Origin of the sequence: Streptosporangium sp. H16 (genome assembly GCF_051918855.1) — a bacterium.
Classification (GTDB): Bacteria; Actinomycetota; Actinomycetes; order Streptosporangiales; family Streptosporangiaceae; genus Streptosporangium.
The window spans coordinates 146118-161749 of sequence record NZ_JBPXMD010000005.1; the positions used below are offsets into that span (position 1 = coordinate 146118).

Consider the following 15632-nt stretch of genomic DNA (forward strand, 5'->3'; position numbering starts at 1 on the left):
CGACCGCACCTGATCGAGGAAATGATGACCGCAACCACCGAAGGCGGCCCCGCGCTGCTCTTCGCACGCACCAAGGTGAACCGGGACGACCAGCAAATCTTCGTCGCCAAGCTCGTCGCGCTGGCGGTGCTGACCTCCGTGGGGACGGTCCTCGCGCTGCGCCCGGAGCCACCGTTGATCGTCTTCGGCGTGGTGATCCTCGCCGCCGCGTACACGCACGCCGTCGAGTTGCAGCACCAGTGCCTGCACCACTCGGCGTTCCGCGGGTCCTGGCCGCACCGGCTGACGGGCGTCCCGCTGGGCATTCCCCTGTTCGTCGTCTACAGCCACTACCGTCTGCGTCACCTGCAACATCATCGTCATCTCGGGACCCCCCAGGACACCGAGTTCTTCGGCTTCGACACGCGGACCCCGCTGACCGTGTCGCACCTGGTACGCGGGCTGTTCGACTACCGGCGGCTCGGCACGGTCCTGTGGGAGGTCGCGCTCGCCGCCACGGGACGCTGGACGTACGGGTTCGGGCCGGTCAGTCCCACCATGCGCCGCCGCATCGTCGTCGATCACCTCGTCATGGGCGGTGCCGTCCTGGTCGCGCTCTGCGTCACCGTGGCCGGGTACGGCGAGTACCCGCTGCGACTGTGGGTGCTGCCGCTCCTCCTCGCCGTTCCGATGCACTTCCTCGTGGAACTGCCCGAGCACATCCTCTGCGACACCGAGAGCACCGACGTGCTGCGCAACACCCGGTCCATCAGGGGAAGCAGGCTGAGCACCTGGTTCACCAACGGCAACAACCTGCACATCGAGCACCACGCCGCGATGAGCGTGCCGATCAACCGGCTACCCCTGCGGCACGAGGAGACCCGGCTCCACGCCGTCCACGTCGAGCGCACCTACCTGGACTTCTACCGCACCCTCTGGGCGGCCCTCCGCAGGCGGGAGGGCAAGGCATGAGTGACATGCGCATCGCCGGCCCGACGGCGGCGGAACGACCTTCCGATCTCGCCACCGCGTCGCAGGGCCCGCCCTTCGACGTGCTCGCCGCCATCGGGGAACAGGCGCGCAGAGCGCCCGACGCGCCGGCGCTGATCGACGCGACCGGCCAGGCGACGTACGCGGAACTGGTCGCCGAGGTGGACCGCATGGCCGGCGCGCTGGCCGGCTCCGGGGTCGAACCCGGCGATCTGGTCGGGCTGTGCCTGCCACGCGGACGAGCGGCGGTGACCGCGATGCTGGCGGTGCTGCGTGCCGGTGCCGGCTACGTGCCGCTCGATCCCGGCTATCCGGCGGCGCGGCTGGCCCTGATGCTGGAGGACACCCGGCCCCGGGTCGTGCTGGTGCCGATGGACGCCGATCCGCCCCTGCCCACCGGCACGCCGGTGCTGCGCCTGGGAGAGGCGGGCCCGGCCACCGCCCCGCCGCCGGTCGACGCCGCTTCCCCGGACGGCACCGCCTACGTCATCTTCACCTCCGGCTCCACCGGCCGTCCCAAGGGCGTCGTGGTGCCCCGGCGCGGCTGGTCGCACTTCTGCCGGGCCGCCCGGGACGAGTACGGCATCACGCGGGACGACCGCGTGCTCCAGTTCGCCTCGCTCAGCTTCGACGCGAGCGTTCAGGAGATCTTTCCCGCGCTGACCGCGGGCGCGGCCGTCCTCGTACGCGACGACGACATGATCAGCCGGCCCGACCTGTTCCTGGACCGCTGTGCCGACCTGGGCGTCACCGTGCTCCCCATGGCCACGGCTTACTGGAGGGAGCTCGTCTCCTCGATCGACAGGGGAGAGGCGGCGCTGCCGGCGAGCGTTCGCATGGTGATCATCGGCGGGGAGGCCGCACACGCGCGGACCGTCGAGCGCTGGCACGCGCGCGTCCGCCGGCACGTGCGGCTGCTCAACACCTACGGCCCGACCGAGGCGATCGTCACGGCGACCGCCGCCGATCTGACGTCCTGGCGCGGCGACGACCCGGTGCCGATCGGCTTCCCGCTGCCGGGGGTGACCTGCCGGGTCGTCACGCCGCACGGCGCCGAGGCCGCCGACGGCCGGCCGGGCGAGCTGTACATCGGCGGCGCCGCCCTGGCCACCGGCTACCTGCACCGGCCCGAGCTGACCGCGGAGCGGTTCGTCTCCGGGCCGGGAGGAGCGCCCGAGTACCGCACCGGCGACCGCGTGCGACGGCTTCCCGACGGGACGCTGGAGTATCTGGGCCGGTTCGACCGGCAGGTGAAGATCCGCGGCTTCCGGGTGGAGCCCGCCGAGGTGGAGGCCGCGCTGCGCGGGATTCCCGGCATCGCCGACGCGGTGGTGCTGGTCGACGAGAGCGACGGGCAGGCGCGGCTGGTGGGCCACCTGGTCGCGGACGCCGGCGGCCCGGACGCGACCGAGGTGCGGCGGCGCCTGCGTGAGGAGGTGCCGCACTATCTCGTGCCGGCCGTGATCTCCCTGCACGCCTCCTTCCCTCTCAACATCCAGGGGAAGGTCGACAGGGCCGCGCTGGCGGCCGTACCGCTCACCTCCGACGGCGGGGCAGGCCGGGAGGCCGGTCCGCGGGACACGGTCGAGGCACGCGTCCGCGCACTGTGGGAGAGCCTGCTCGGCATCACCGGCATCGGTCCCGCCGAGGACTTCTTCGCGCTCGGAGCAGACTCGCTCCACGCCATCCGCATGATCAGCAGGCTTCGCCACGAGCACGGGGCGGAGCTGGCGCTCAGCGAGCTGTACGCCGCCCCGACGTTCGCCGAAGTGGTGGCCGCGGTCCGTGCGGCCGAGGTGCCGCGGGATCCCCGCGTCGCCTTGGACACGCCGGAGCGGGGATCGGCCGAGGGCACTCGGGTGCTGCCGCTCACGGGGCTGCAGCGGACGTTCTGGATGACCGAGCAGTTGAGCGCCGAACTGCCGGCGTACACCCTCGGCATCCGGTACGGATGGGACGGCGCGGCACGGGCGGACCTGATCGAGGCGTGCCTGGCGGAGCTGGTCCGCCGGCACCCCGCGCTGCGGGCCCGCTTCCCGTTCCAGGACGGGGAACCCGTCATGGTCGTCGACCCCACGGGCACCGTGCCCCTGACAGAGATCGATCTGCGGGACCTGCCGCGGGAGGAGCGGGCGTCGGGCGCCGAGCGGGTGCGCCGCCAGGCCGTGCGGGAGCCGATGGACCTCGCGGAGGGCCCGTCGGCCCGCATGCTGCTGCTGCGAACCGGCGGCGACGACGAACTGTTCCTCGTCGTCCACCACCTCTGCTTCGACGGCTGGTCGGCCGGCGTGCTCGCGGACGAGCTGGCGGAGCTGTACCACGACCTGGCGGAAGGCCGCGAGCCGGTCGAGACCCCGCCGGACAGGCTGCCGGAGCTCGGTCTCCGCAAGGAGTCAAGGGCGGCCGACCCCTCGCTCGCCGCCTACTGGCAGGACCGGTTCGCCGACGCCGACCTGGACATGGAGCTCCCGGCGGACCGGCCGGCCCCCGCCGTGCGGTCCTTCGCGGCCGAGCGGATTTCCCGCGAGCTCTCGCCCGATCTGCTCGACCGGCTCCGCTCCTGCGGGCGGGAACACCACGCCAGCCTCTTCATGGTGCTGCTGGCCGGAGTGCAGGCCGTGATCGGCAGGTACACCGGGCGCGGTGACGTGACGGTGCTGGCACCGGTCGCCGGGCGCGACGACGTCGACCTGGAGAACCTGGTGGGCGCCGCCCTCAACATCCTGCCGCTGCGCGGTGACGTCGCAGGAGATCCCACCTTCGCCGACCTGCTCTCCCGGGTCATGGAGTCCGTCGTACGGGACCTGGAGCACCAGGACCTGCCGCTGCCGGACATTATGGCGGCGATCGGCCAGGCGCGGGCGGGCACCACCCGGGCGGGCAAGGTCAACCGGCTCAGCGGAATCAGCGTGACCGTGCACAACACCCCCGCCCCGCGCCGCCCGCTCATGAGGTACGCCGGTGACGAGCCGCCGGCCGCGATGATGGTGGATCTCGCGTTCGGCCTGCACTTCCCGCTGGACGGCCCGGTCCTCACCGTCGACTACGCCACCGAGCTCTTCGACGCCGAACGCGTCGACGCCCTGGTCGACCACCTGCTCACCCTGCTGCGGGCGGCGGCCGGGGCACCGGCCACGCCGGTGAGTCAGCTGCCCCTGCTCACCCCCGTCGAGCAGCACCGGATCCTGCGGGAGTGGAACGACGGCGCGATCCGGCCGCCGGTGGCGGACACCGTTCACGAGCTGTTCGAGCGATGCGCGGCGTCGGCCCCCGGCGCACCGGCGCTCACCTCCGGCCCGGCGACCGTGAGCTACCGAGAGCTGAACGAGCGAGCGAACCGGCTCGCGCGGACGCTGCGCCGGCACGGAGTGCGCCCCGGTGTACGCGTGGCGATCTGTCTTGACCGGGGCATCGAACTCTTCGCCGCGATGTGGGCCGTGCTCAAGGCGGGCGGCGCGTACGTCCCCCTCGACCCCGCCTACCCGACGGACCGGCTCGCCTACATGGTGGAGGACAGCGGCGCGACCGCGCTCGTCACCAGGATCGACCTGCCCGCCGCGCCCTCGCCGCAGGGCGTGGCGATCGTCGCCCTGGACCGGGAGGCGGAGCGGATCCTCGCCGAGAGCGGCGAGGATCTGGAGGCGGCGGCGGGACCGGCCGACCCCGCCTACGTCATCTACACCTCCGGTTCCACGGGCCGGCCCAAGGGAGTGGTCGTCACCCACGCCAACCTCGTCCACGCGGTGGCCATGTGGCAGGACGCCTACGCCCTTGAGCCGGGCTGGACGTACCAGCAGGCCGCCAGTTTCTCCTTCGACATGTTCGTGGGCGAGACGCTGCGCGCGCTGTGCACCGGCGGCAGGCTCGTGGTCGTGCCGCGCGAGGTGCTGCTCGACCCGGCGGAGCTGTACGCGCTGATGCGCAGGGAGCAGGTCGACTCCACGGAGCTGGTGCCCGCCGTGCTGCGAAACCTGCTCGCGCACGTCGAGGCGGCCGGGGAGAGCCTGGACTTCGTCCGGCTGCTGATCGGCGGGGGTGAGAAGTGGCAGGTGCGGGAGTACCGGCAGGCGCGGCGGCTGGTGGGTCCCGGCAACCGGGTGGTGAACGCCTACGGCGTGACCGAGGTGACGGTGGACAACGTCTACTTCGACGGCGACGCCGCCGGCCTCTCGCCTGACGCGCCGCTGCCGATCGGCCGGCCGTTCCCCGGCAACCGCGTCTACATCCTGGACGCGCACGGCAGGCCCCTCCCTCCCGGCGTGGTCGGCGAGTTGTACCTCGGCGGAGCGGGCGTCGCCCTCGGCTACCACGAGCGGCCCGAACTGACCGCCGAGCGGTTCGTCCCCGACCCGTTCGGCGAAGAACCGGACGCCCGGATGTACCGGACCGGGGACAGCGCCCGCTACCACCGGGACGGGAACGTCGACTTCCTCGGCCGCCTGGACGACCAGGTCAAGGTCAACGGCTACCGGATCGAGCTGGGCGAGGTGGAGACCGCACTCGCCGGGCTGCCGGAGGTGCTCGCCGCCGCCGCCGCGGTGCACCCGCTGCCCTCGGGGATCGCCCAGCTCGTGGGGTACGTGGTGCCGCGGCCGGGGGGTGAGGTCACCGAGGCCGCGGTCCGCGAGACCCTGTCCGCGAGCCTGCCGGTCCACATGGTCCCCACCCGGCTGGTCGTGCTGCCCCGGTTGCCCCTCACTCCCAACGGCAAACTCGACCGGCGGGCGCTGCCGGCGCCGCCGGTCTCGGAGGCGACCTCCGCCGGCACCGCCCCGAGGACGGCCACCGAGCGTCGCGTCGCGGCCATCTGGTCGGAGACGCTGGGCATCGACGATTTCGGCATCGACGACTCCTTCTTCTCCCTGGGGGGCGACTCGTTCAGCGCGCTGCGGCTCGTCCGGCGCGTCGACCCCTCCCTGGCACTGGTGGAGCTGTACCGGCAGCCCACCGTACGCGGCCTCGCGACCCTGCTCGACGAGCGGCCGGCGGAGCCCGACGCGGGACCGCGGCGACTGCTGCACCGGTTGACCTCGTCCGACGCCGATCAGGCGGCGGGTGGTGTGACGGTGGTGGCGATCCCCTACTCCGGCGGGAGCGCGATCTCCTACCGGCCCCTGGCGGAGGCGCTTCCCGCTCACTGGTCCCTCTACGCGGTCGAACTTCCCGGCCACGACCAGAGCCGGCCGGACGAGCCCCTGCTGCCCGCCGCCGACGTGGCCGAACTCATGCTCGGCGAGCTCCGGTCGCTGTCCGGACCGGTGCTGCTGTACGGTCACTGCCTCGGCAGCGCGATCACTATCGAGGCCGCCCGGCGGGCCGAGGAGGCCGGCGTCGAGGTGGTCGGTGTCGGTCTCGGCGCGAGCTTCCCCACCGCCCGGCTGCCCGGACGGTTCTTCGACTGGTTCCACAGACTGGTCCCGACCGACCGGTTCACCTCCGACCGGGAGTACGCCTCCTTCCTCCGTGCGCGTGGCGGCTTCACCGATCTGGACAGCCCCGAGCAGGAACAGTTCGTGCTGCGTAACGTCCGGCACGACGCCCGGGACGCCGAGGAGTACTTCACCGCCGCCTACCGGGGTGCCGGGCAGGCGCGGCTGCGGGCACCGGTGCTCAGTGTCGTCGGCTCCCGGGACCGCGTCACGGAGCTGTACGAGGAACGCCACCACGAGTGGCGGCACTTCGCCGACGCCGTCGAGCTGGCGGTGCTGCCCCGGGCCGGCCACTTCTTCGTGAAGACCCATGCGGAGCCGCTGGCCCGGGCCCTGGTCGAGCACGCCGAACGCCGGCTGGGCGAAGACGCGCCGCGGCGGGAGGTCCGACGGGAGCCCGTGGATCCGCCACCGGTCCGCGGCCGCGTGCCCCATCGAACGGCGCCCGGCCTGTCCCGGTTCGCGCTGGTGGCGCTCGGCCAGTTCGTTTCGATGATCGGCAGCAGCCTCAGCACGCTTGTCCTGAGCATCTGGGTCTACCAGCAAACCGGCTCACTCACGGAATTCACGCTGATCAGCGCGATCGGCATCCTGCCGGGAATCGTCGCCGGGCCGGTGGCGGGTGCGGTGGCCGACCGATGGGATCGCCGGCGCGTCATGCTGATCAGCGACTCCGCGGCGGCCCTGGCGATGGGAGTCCTCGGCCTGCTGGTGTTCGCCGGCGGACTACGGATGTGGCACATCTACCTCGTCGTGTCGGTCGCCTCGGTCGCCGGCGCCTTCCAGCGTCCGGCCTACGTGGCCGCGGTGGCGCAGCTGGTGCCGAAACGCTATCTGGGCCACGCCAACGGGATCACCCATCTCGGCATGGGCCTGGGAGCGGTGATCGCACCGATGGTCGGCGCGGGCCTGATCGGGGTCATCGGCATCGAGGGCGTCGTCGCGCTGGACGTGCTCAGTTTCCTCGTGGGGGCCTCGGCCCTGCTCGCGGTCCGGTTCCCCGACATGCTCTTTCGCCACCGCGACGAGAGCTTCCTCAAGGAGATCACGAACGGCTGGCGTTACATCGCCCGGCGGCCGCCCCTGCTCCGCGCCATGCGGTTCTTCGTCGTCCACCACGTCCTTTACATGATCGGCTTCTCCGTCATCGTCCCGATGCTGCTGACCGAGCAGTCCACCGGGATGCTCGGCGTGACGCTGGCGGCGGGCGGTCTGGGAGCCCTGTGCGGCAGCCTGGCCATGGGCCTGTGGGGCGGCACTCCCCGCAGGGCCACCGGACTGATCGTCGCCCTGGGCGTGTCCGGCGTGGGAATGTTCGTCACCGGCATCCAGAACCCGTACCTCCCCTCGATCGGCCTGTTCACCATCTGGTTCTGTGACTCGATCGCCGAAGGACACTGGCTGGCGGTGGTGCAGGCGAAGGTCGGCCTGGAACTGCAGGGCCGGGTGCTGTCCCTCTTCATGATGACGATGATGATGACGATGCCGCTCGGTTACCTGGTCATGGGGCCCCTGGCCGAGCGTCACGTCCAGCCGCTGCTCGAACCCGGTGGAGCCCTCGCCGCCACGGTCGGCTCCGTGATCGGCACCGGGCCGGGCCGTGGCCTGGCGCTGCTGGTCGTCATCAGCGGCCTGCTGCAACTGGTCTGGGTGATCCTCGGTTGGCGTGACCGCCGGCTGCGCTTCATGGAGGGGCAACTGCCGGACGCCGTGCCGCCCGCGGATCTCGGCGATCTGGACGACCTGCAGCGGGAGGCCGACGCCCAGTTCACCGCCCGGCCGGTGCGTGCCGCCTCCTCGGCCCGCGTCGGCGACGACCGGTCGGCCCGCCCCATGGCATGAGGCCAGGTACCGGATCAGTACTTGCGGGGACAAGCCCGGCGGATCACAGTTGGTTCTCGTGAGTTCAGGAGCGGAGAAGCGCCGCAAAGCGAACGCCCGGCGTCCGAAGGACAGTCCGCTTCAGGACACGAGAGGACCGCGCCGGACAGGACGCGCTCCCGCCCCCTCCGGCTCCCCGGGTGCTCCCGGTGCTCCTGGCGTTCCCGGCATGCCCGGGACGTCCGGTGGGGACCGGCCTTCGTGCGGGCTCCGGTACGAGGCGTTCGGGCGGGTGATGGCCGCGCTCGCCGGGGAATCGGAGCTCATGGAGTCCTGCCGCGACCTGACCTGGTGGCGCGGGGCCGACCACGGCTGGCACATCGAGTGGCGCGACGGCCCGGGCGCGGCCGACATCGCCGCCGTCCTGGCCAGGCATGTCCGCGATCCGGGCTGTCCCGGCGCGCTGGTCACCCGCTCCGGTCCCGCCACGGCGGGTGACGCCACCCTGGACGTCATGGGCGTCCCGTTCGTCCTGCGCGCCGTCGACCCCGTGCACCGCGAGCGCTTCCGCGGCAGGGCCGGTCTGCGCCGCCTCGGCGAGGCGCTCGACACCACCCGCAGGACTACCTCCCGCCACCCCTGGGAGATCCTTCTCGGCGGCTGACGCCCCGGAGCGGCCGGGCCGCCGGCGTCGTCTCGCGAGGGTCACAGCCCGGGCGGCGGGCGAGGCTCGCTCATCCGGGCGGCGGCCGGTACGGCGAACCGGCCGCGGGAGTCCGGACGCCCGGCGAGAAAGGGGCGGACGGCGTCGCGGAGATCCGGCCGCCCCCGGAGAAGGCGCTGAGAAGGATCATGGCAACGGCTTGGTCGAGTGCTCGTCCACTTCGTCGTCATCAAGCGCTCGCTTGCTTTGCAAACTTGACGTGTTCGAGATGTTTCCCCAGGTCAGATACACTGCTGATAGCCACTAGCAAATGTGATCGGGGGATCAGTGGCTTTGGTAGAACGTAATTACACGCTTGACTTCGTCGCCGGAGACCGCCAGGATCGCGCCATTCTCCGGCACATGGTCCTCTCCCTTTTCGTGGGGATGCTGCTCGGAGGCGTCGGCGCGCTGCTGGCCTACGGGCCCGAGCTGCTGTACGCGCTTTACAATCCGTACGCCTACCTCCTCTTTGTCGTCGTCATGGGGCGGACGGCGGCCGGCTTCGGCTGGGCGGTCCTCTCCAGCATGCTGGCCGCGCTCGGCCCGATCCTCTCGCTGCTGGTCGCCACGATCTTCGAGAAGAACGCCTGGCTTCTGAGCCTCGGCGGCGACGGCGCCTCGATGAACCTCCTGATCGCGAACCTCGTCGCCGTCGGCGTCCTCTCCTACCTCGCCAAGCGCTATGACCGCTGGGGGGACATCGCGGCCGGGGGCGCGGCCGGGCTGGCCCTGTTCGACGGGATCGACAAGGCGATGCCCGGCGGGCCCGAGCACGTCTCCGGCTTCTGGCCGTGGGGCGTCGCGGTGGTGATCGCGATCGTGCTGGGGACGCTGATCTCGCTGGGACGCGGGTGCGACCGGGCCTGCTCCGCGCTGATCGCACTGGTCCTCGGGGCCTCGTACTTCGTCTTCCTCACCGGGATCTGAGCCCTCACCCCCGGGCTCGGAAGCGGTCGACCACCGACAATCGGCTTGCGAGACTCGATAGCCTGTAGGGCATCGAACCTCGCCAACTAGGAGTAGCCGTGCTGCTGCGCATGTCGTCGCTGTTTCTTCGAACACTGAGGGACGACCCGGCAGATGCGGAAGTCCCGAGCCACAAGCTGCTCGTCCGCGCCGGTTACGTCCGCCGTGTCGCCCCCGGCGTCTACTCCTGGCTGCCGCTCGGCAAGACGGTCCTGGAGAACGTCACGCGCGTCGTGCGCGAGGAGATGAACCGGATGGGCGGCCAGGAGGTGCTCTTCCCCGCCCTGCTGCCCCGCGAGTACTACGAGGCGACCGGCCGCTGGACCGAGTATGGCGACACGCTCTTCCGCCTCAAGGACCGCAAGGGGGCCGACTACCTGCTCGGTCCCACCCACGAGGAGATGTTCACCGACATGGTCAAGGGGGAGTACGCCTCCTACAAGGACTATCCGGTGACCCTCTACCAGATCCAGACCAAGTATCGCGACGAGGCCCGTCCCCGGGCCGGCATCCTGCGCGGGCGCGAGTTCATCATGAAGGACTCCTACTCCTTCGACCTCGACGACGACGGCCTCAAGCGCTCCTACGAGCGCCACCGCGAGACCTACATCAAGACCTTCGACCGGCTCGGCATCACGTACAAGATCTGCTTCGCCACGTCGGGCGCGATGGGCGGCTCTGCCTCCGAGGAGTTCCTCGCCCCCGCGGAAACCGGCGAGGACACCTTCGTGGCCTGCCACAACTGCGGCTACGCGGCCAACGCGGAGGCCGTCGTCACCACCGCGCCGGCCGCGATCACCGGCGAGCGGCCCGCGACGCGGGTGCTCGACACCCCCGACACCCCGACCATCGAGTCACTGGTCGACCACGTCAACGAGCACCACGGCCTCGGTATCACCGCCGCACAGACGCTCAAGAACATCGTGGTCAAGGTGACCGTCCCCGGCTCGGGCAAGACCGAGACCGTGATCATCGGCGTGCCCGGGGACCGCGAGGTCGACTTCAAGCGGCTGGAGGCCTCCCTCGCCCCCGGCGAGCCCGCCATCTTCGAGGCCGAGGACTTCGCGAAGCACCCCGGCCTGGTCCGCGGCTACATCGGTCCCCAGGTCCTCAAGGACCTCGGCATCCGCTATCTCGTCGACCCCCGCGTGGTCGACGGCAGCGCCTGGGTGACCGGCGCCAACGAGCCCGGCAAGCACGCCGCGGACGTCGTCGCCGGCCGTGACTTCGTCGCCGACGGCACCATCGAGGCCGCCGAGGTCCGCGCGGGCGACGCCTGCCCGGTCTGCGGCTCCGGCCTGTCCATCGACCGCGGCATCGAGATCGGCCACATCTTCCAGCTCGGCCGCAAGTACGCCGACGCCGCGAAGCTCGACGCCCTCGGCCCCGACGGCAAGCCGGTCCGCGTCACCATGGGCTCCTACGGCATCGGGGTCTCCCGGGCCGTGGCGGTGCTGGCCGAGCAGAGGCACGACGAGCTCGGGCTGGTCTGGCCCCGCGAGGTCGCCCCCGCCGACGTCCACATCGTGGGCACCGGCAAGGACGGCCAGGTCGAGGCCGCCACCCGGATCGCCGAGGAGCTGGAGGGCCGCGGGCTGCGCGTCCTGGTGGACGACCGCCCCGGCGTCTCGCCGGGAGTGAAGTTCAAGGACGCGGAGCTGCTCGGCATGCCGACGATCCTGATCGTCGGCAGGGGGCTCACCCAGGGCGTCGCGGAGCTGCGCGACCGCGCCACCGGCGCCAAGGAGGAGATCCCGCTCGCCGAGGCCGTGGAGCGCGTCGTGGCGGCCTGCCGGGAATGACCCTGCGGCCGTCGCGGCCCCGGCGACCGGCGGACGCCGGCGGGCGGTCCACCCCCGAGATCCGCCCCTGAAAGACGGGTCACCCGGAACGCGCGAGAGCGGCCCACCCCTTGGGAAAGGGATGGGCCGCTCTCTCAGATACATGCAGGTATATGGCCCCGCGTCAGTAGTGGTAGTGCCGGTGACGCCGGGAGCTCCGGCCGATCGCCTTGCCCACGTGGAACCCGCCCGGCAGGTTGACGGTCACGTACTTGCGGCCGTCAGGAGTTCTGCTGACGTGGAATCGGCGGTTGCCGAAGCTGTGGCCGACCCCTCGCGGGGACAGGTCGATCCTGAAGGGACCGACTTTGATCGACTTCCTGTATCCCCAGCCCATTGCCTTCTCCCCGGACTCCCCGAAATCTCGCGTCGTGTCATGAGAACGAGCGGCGTTCGCGAACGGTTCCCGGGTAATGCCCATCAGCGACGGCTGCCGTTACCGCTGAGCGTCTTGCGCCAGTGGAAACCGCCGGGAAGGTTGACGCTCAGAGTGCGGCGCCCGTCGGCCGTCTTGGTGACCCTGAAGGCGCGGTTTCCCCAGCTGTGGCCCACTCCACTCCGCGAAAGGTTAAGACGGAACGGACCGAACTTCATGGATTTCCGGTATCCCCAGCCCATTGCTTCCTCCTTAGGCGTATTTCGCGAGATTCAGCTACCCGGCAGACGTGGTGCAAACATGTTTGAAAGCGGGTTCGAATCGTGGCTCGCGAATCCGGGGCCTCCGGCCAGAGATCGTTTTCCACGCTGACCAGTCCGGTTCCGGCCTTTCTGCCGGGCGGCGGTCACCCGGGAAAAACGGCGGGAAACGTCACCGGGACGGGGTCACCGTGGGGGTGGCGGCGGGTTCGGGCGCCGTCCGGGGCGGCATGCCGGGGAAGGCCTCGATCTCGGGGCGCAGGCTGTAGGAGCGGACGGCGCACTCCTGCACGGCCAGCGCGGCCATCCTGCGCAGGGCCGGGTCCGGGGACGCCGCCAGCTCCAGGTAGGCGCCGGTCACCCCCCGCTCGACCAGCACGGCCAGCTCCACCGCCTGCGCCGCGCTCGACGGCGTGACCGGGAGCTCGTAGACCGCCTTCGGCTCGGCGGGCGCGCCGCCCGCGGCGACGGTCATGGTGCGGAGCTGGTCGCGGCGGGCGCGGTGGGCGTTGTAGGCGGTCGTCATCGCCACGCGGAGCCTGCCCGTGGTCCTGGCCGCGAGGACCCCGTAGGCGTACACGGCGGCGTGCTCGGCCGCCAGCGCCGCGCCGAGCCCCTGATCGGCCCTGACCCCGGTCCCCCGAGCGCCGCTCACAGCGCCGCTCACAGGGACCTCGACAGGGCCACGGCGTGCGCGGCCTCGCAGGCGCCGATGGAGGCGAGCAACTGGGCCAGCGGGGGCGAGACCCCCTCGATCTGGCGGGTACGCAGCGCCGCGGCCCTGCGCTCCAGGTCCCGCAGGGTCCGTACCGAGGGGCTGCCGCCCTGGGCCGCGCTCCCGGAGGGCGAAGGGGTGGGCGCCGGGGTCGCGGACGTGGCGGCCGGAGCGGGCGGCGCGGGTGGGAGACGGCGGCGGAGCTCGGCCAGATGGGCCTCGTGCCGCTGCCTGAAGGGCTCCAGCCGGGCCGAGGCCGCCGAGGCGTACAGGGCGACGGTCCGCTCCTTGCCCGCGATCAGCTCACGCAGGAGCAGGGTCTCGGGGTCGGGCGGCGCGGCCGCGGGAGGCACCCGCTCCTCGGTGGCGCATCCCGTGACCGTCACGGCCGCGACCCCGAGAGCGCCGCCCCGCAGCAGGGCGCGCCGGGAGACGGAACGCACGACGACCTCCGGTTCTGTGTCGGCAGCTGACGCACTTAGCATCGTACGGGCTTGGAATAATGGCACTCACCTCGCTTCTCGGACGGCTCCGCCACACCGAGTGGCGCTGTTTCCACGCCCTGGTGTGGATAGGCTGGTTAATCGCATGGGCGAGGTCCGCCCGGCTGAGATCGTGACAATGGGAGGTCGGCATGGGCAGCGCCACATCCCGCGACCGCCTGATAGAGCTTCTGGAACCTGTCGTCGGAGCCGAAGGGCTCGACTTGGAGGACGTCACGGTCACCCCCGCGGGCAAGCGGCGGCTGCTGCGTGTCGTGGTCGATCGTGACGGAGGCGTGAGCCTCGACGACGTCGCGGAGGTCAGCCACGCCGTCTCCGCGACGCTGGACGCCGACGAGGCGATGGGGGCCACCCCGTACGTGCTCGAGGTCTCCTCTCCGGGAGTCGACCGCCCCCTCACCGAGCCGCGCCACTGGCGCCGCGCGGTGAAGAGGCTGGTCAAGGCCGACCTGAGGGACGGCAGCGCCGTGGAGGGCCGGATCGTCGCCACCGACGAGACCGGCGTGGAGCTGGACGTCGACGGCGCGCCGCGCCGCATCGACTATGAGGACCTGACCCGAGGACGGGTGCAGGTGGAATTCCGCCGGCTCGACGACGCCGAAGACGACGGCGAAGACGGCGACGAGGGCTAAGGGGGAAGCCTCGTGGACATCGACATGAGCGTCCTGCGCAGCCTGGAGCGGGAGAAGGACATCTCCTTCGACCTGGTCGTCAAGGCGATCGAGGACGCGCTGCTGATCGCATATTTCCGGAGCGAGGGCGCGGCGGCCAAGGCGCGCGCCGAGCTCGACCGCAAGTCCGGGCACGTGACGATCTTCGCCGCCGAGCTCGACGACGAGAGCGGGGAGGTGCTCAGGGAGTTCGACGACACCCCGGGCAACTTCAGCCGCATCGCCGCGACCACGGCCAAGCAGGTCATCCTGCAACAGCTCCGCGACGCCGAGGACGAGATCAACTTCGGTGAGTTCGCCAGCCGCGAGGGCGAGCTGGTGGCGGGAGTCATCCAGCAGGGCAAGGACCCGAGGGTCGTCCTGGTCGACCTGGGCAAGATCGAGGCGGTGCTGCCGCACAGCGAGCAGGTCCCGGGCGAGGAGTACGTCCACGGCGACCGCATCCGCTGCTACGTCGTGCAGGTCAAGAAGGGCCACAAGGGCCCCTCGGTGACCCTGTCGCGCACCCACCCCGGCCTGGTGAAGAAGCTCTTCGCGCTGGAGGTGCCCGAGATCGCCGACGGCACGGTCGAGATCGCCGCCGTCGCCCGCGAGGCCGGTCACCGCACCAAGCTCGCGGTCAGGTCGCGGCGCCCGGGGGTGAACGCCAAGGGCGCCTGCATCGGCCCGATGGGCTCACGGGTACGCAACGTGATGACGGAGCTGCACGGCGAGAAGATCGACATCATCGACTGGTCGGAGGATCCCGCGGATTTCGTGGGGAATGCGCTGTCTCCGGCCCGCGTTTCCCACGTAGAGGTGATCGACTTCGAGGGCCGCGCCGCGCGCGTGACCGTGCCGGACTACCAGCTCTCCCTCGCCATCGGCAAGGAGGGCCAGAACGCCCGGCTGGCCGCCCGCCTCACCGGCTGGCGGATCGACATCCGTCCCGACACCCAGCCGGGGGACGCGGCCGGTCCCGCAGATGCGCCCACACGGTAAGCTGGAATATGGTGGCCAGGCTGCCCCACTGAGAACATGTGTGGGGTGCCGGGTTCGCACGGTTTCCTCCGAGCTGCTCCGCCTGGTGGTGGTCGAGGGCGTTATCGTCCCTGACCTGCGAAGACGGCTCCAAGGTCGTGGTGCTTCACTGCATCCCACCTTGAGCTGTCTCGAACTCGCAGAGCGTCGCCGAGCGTTTCCGCGTGCTTTTCGCGTCGCGGAATCACTCGACCTGTCGCGGCTGCGTGGCCACCTGGAAGAGCAACACGATGAAAGGATCGGGTGAAGTGGTTACCGACTGTCATGTAGGACGCCGATTTGATGGGCTGGTCAGATAGCTATGAGCGCCTGATGAGCATGCGGCGATGAGTACGTCAACGTAACGACGGTCCGG

General features: G+C 71.3%; 12 protein-coding genes. 8 read left to right on the forward strand and 4 right to left on the reverse strand.

Going from position 1 to position 15632, the window contains the following annotated elements; all coding sequences use genetic code 11:
* Positions 1 to 24: 24 nt before the first annotated feature.
* From ACTOQ2_RS10685 to ACTOQ2_RS10705, 5 genes are all read left to right on the forward strand, one after another.
* Positions 25 to 951, forward strand: coding sequence for a fatty acid desaturase family protein (locus ACTOQ2_RS10685; protein ID WP_440099489.1), 927 nt, complete (start codon positions 25 to 27; stop codon positions 949 to 951).
* The gene (locus ACTOQ2_RS10690) at positions 948 to 8240 is read left to right on the forward strand and encodes an amino acid adenylation domain-containing protein (RefSeq protein WP_440099490.1); all 7293 of its coding nucleotides are present in this window, start codon (positions 948 to 950) and stop codon (positions 8238 to 8240) included. Before ACTOQ2_RS10685 ends, ACTOQ2_RS10690 begins: the two co-directional genes overlap by 4 nt.
* Before the next feature lie 208 nt (positions 8241 to 8448).
* A complete protein-coding gene (locus tag ACTOQ2_RS10695) occupies positions 8449 to 8883 on the forward strand; it encodes a hypothetical protein (protein WP_440099491.1) in 435 nt (144 codons plus the stop codon).
* Positions 8884 to 9285: 402 nt separating this feature from the next.
* Positions 9286 to 9852: a hypothetical protein gene (locus ACTOQ2_RS10700; protein ID WP_440071114.1), complete on the forward strand. Its 567-nt coding sequence runs from the start codon at positions 9286 to 9288 to the stop codon at positions 9850 to 9852.
* Positions 9853 to 9950: 98 nt separating this feature from the next.
* Positions 9951 to 11693: a proline--tRNA ligase gene (locus ACTOQ2_RS10705; RefSeq protein WP_440099492.1), complete on the forward strand. Its 1743-nt coding sequence runs from the start codon at positions 9951 to 9953 to the stop codon at positions 11691 to 11693.
* Between the two features lie 163 nt (positions 11694 to 11856).
* Here ACTOQ2_RS10705 and ACTOQ2_RS10710 read toward each other — a convergent pair whose 3' ends face one another.
* The 4 genes from ACTOQ2_RS10710 to ACTOQ2_RS10725 all read right to left on the reverse strand — a co-directional run bounded on the left by ACTOQ2_RS10710 (position 11857) and on the right by ACTOQ2_RS10725 (position 13526).
* Positions 11857 to 12069 carry a DUF4236 domain-containing protein gene (locus ACTOQ2_RS10710; RefSeq protein WP_440071116.1) on the reverse strand — a complete coding sequence of 71 codons (213 nt, stop codon included), beginning with the start codon at positions 12067 to 12069 and terminating at the stop codon, positions 11857 to 11859.
* An 83-nt stretch (positions 12070 to 12152) separates the two neighbouring features.
* Complete coding sequence (locus tag ACTOQ2_RS10715; protein ID WP_329091724.1) at positions 12153 to 12350, reverse strand: DUF4236 domain-containing protein; 198 nt, start codon at positions 12348 to 12350, stop codon at positions 12153 to 12155.
* Between the two features lie 190 nt (positions 12351 to 12540).
* A complete protein-coding gene (locus tag ACTOQ2_RS10720) occupies positions 12541 to 13023 on the reverse strand; it encodes a ferritin-like domain-containing protein (protein ID WP_440099493.1) in 483 nt (160 codons plus the stop codon).
* An 8-nt stretch (positions 13024 to 13031) separates the two neighbouring features.
* Positions 13032 to 13526, reverse strand: a complete 495-nt coding sequence (locus tag ACTOQ2_RS10725) for a hypothetical protein (RefSeq protein ID WP_440099494.1) — start codon at positions 13524 to 13526, stop codon at positions 13032 to 13034.
* 191 nt (positions 13527 to 13717) lie between these two features.
* On the opposite strand from ACTOQ2_RS10725, the gene rimP reads away from it, so the two are divergent.
* Genes rimP through ACTOQ2_RS10740 form a run of 3 tightly spaced genes read left to right on the forward strand, consistent with a single transcriptional unit; the run spans position 13718 to position 15524 of the window.
* Positions 13718 to 14218 (forward strand): ribosome maturation factor RimP, encoded by a 501-nt coding sequence (gene rimP, locus ACTOQ2_RS10730; protein ID WP_350972788.1) that lies wholly within the window; start codon positions 13718 to 13720, stop codon positions 14216 to 14218.
* Positions 14219 to 14242: 24 nt separating this feature from the next.
* Complete coding sequence (nusA, locus tag ACTOQ2_RS10735; RefSeq protein ID WP_440071150.1) at positions 14243 to 15238, forward strand: transcription termination factor NusA; 996 nt, start codon at positions 14243 to 14245, stop codon at positions 15236 to 15238.
* On the forward strand, positions 15222 to 15524 hold the full coding sequence (locus tag ACTOQ2_RS10740) for a YlxR family protein (RefSeq protein WP_362677636.1): 303 nt from the start codon (positions 15222 to 15224) through the stop codon (positions 15522 to 15524). Before nusA ends, ACTOQ2_RS10740 begins: the two co-directional genes overlap by 17 nt.
* The last annotated feature ends 108 nt before the right edge of the window (positions 15525 to 15632 follow it).

What these genes read in the sequence shown, in the direction of transcription:
- ACTOQ2_RS10710 (WP_440071116.1), bottom strand. Translation starts at nt 12,069, where the DNA reads ATGGGCTGGGGATACAGGAAGTCGATCAAAGTCGGTCCCTTCAGGATC.
- ACTOQ2_RS10685 (WP_440099489.1), top strand. Translation starts at nt 25, where the DNA reads ATGACCGCAACCACCGAAGGCGGCCCCGCGCTGCTCTTCGCACGCACC.
- rimP (WP_350972788.1), top strand. Translation starts at nt 13,718, where the DNA reads ATGGGCAGCGCCACATCCCGCGACCGCCTGATAGAGCTTCTGGAACCT.
- ACTOQ2_RS10690 (WP_440099490.1), top strand. Translation starts at nt 948, where the DNA reads ATGAGTGACATGCGCATCGCCGGCCCGACGGCGGCGGAACGACCTTCC.
- ACTOQ2_RS10740 (WP_362677636.1), top strand. Translation starts at nt 15,222, where the DNA reads ATGCGCCCACACGGTAAGCTGGAATATGGTGGCCAGGCTGCCCCACTG.
- ACTOQ2_RS10695 (WP_440099491.1), top strand. Translation starts at nt 8,449, where the DNA reads ATGCCCGGGACGTCCGGTGGGGACCGGCCTTCGTGCGGGCTCCGGTAC.
- nusA (WP_440071150.1), top strand. Translation starts at nt 14,243, where the DNA reads ATGAGCGTCCTGCGCAGCCTGGAGCGGGAGAAGGACATCTCCTTCGAC.
- ACTOQ2_RS10700 (WP_440071114.1), top strand. Translation starts at nt 9,286, where the DNA reads ATGGTCCTCTCCCTTTTCGTGGGGATGCTGCTCGGAGGCGTCGGCGCG.
- ACTOQ2_RS10715 (WP_329091724.1), bottom strand. Translation starts at nt 12,350, where the DNA reads ATGGGCTGGGGATACCGGAAATCCATGAAGTTCGGTCCGTTCCGTCTT.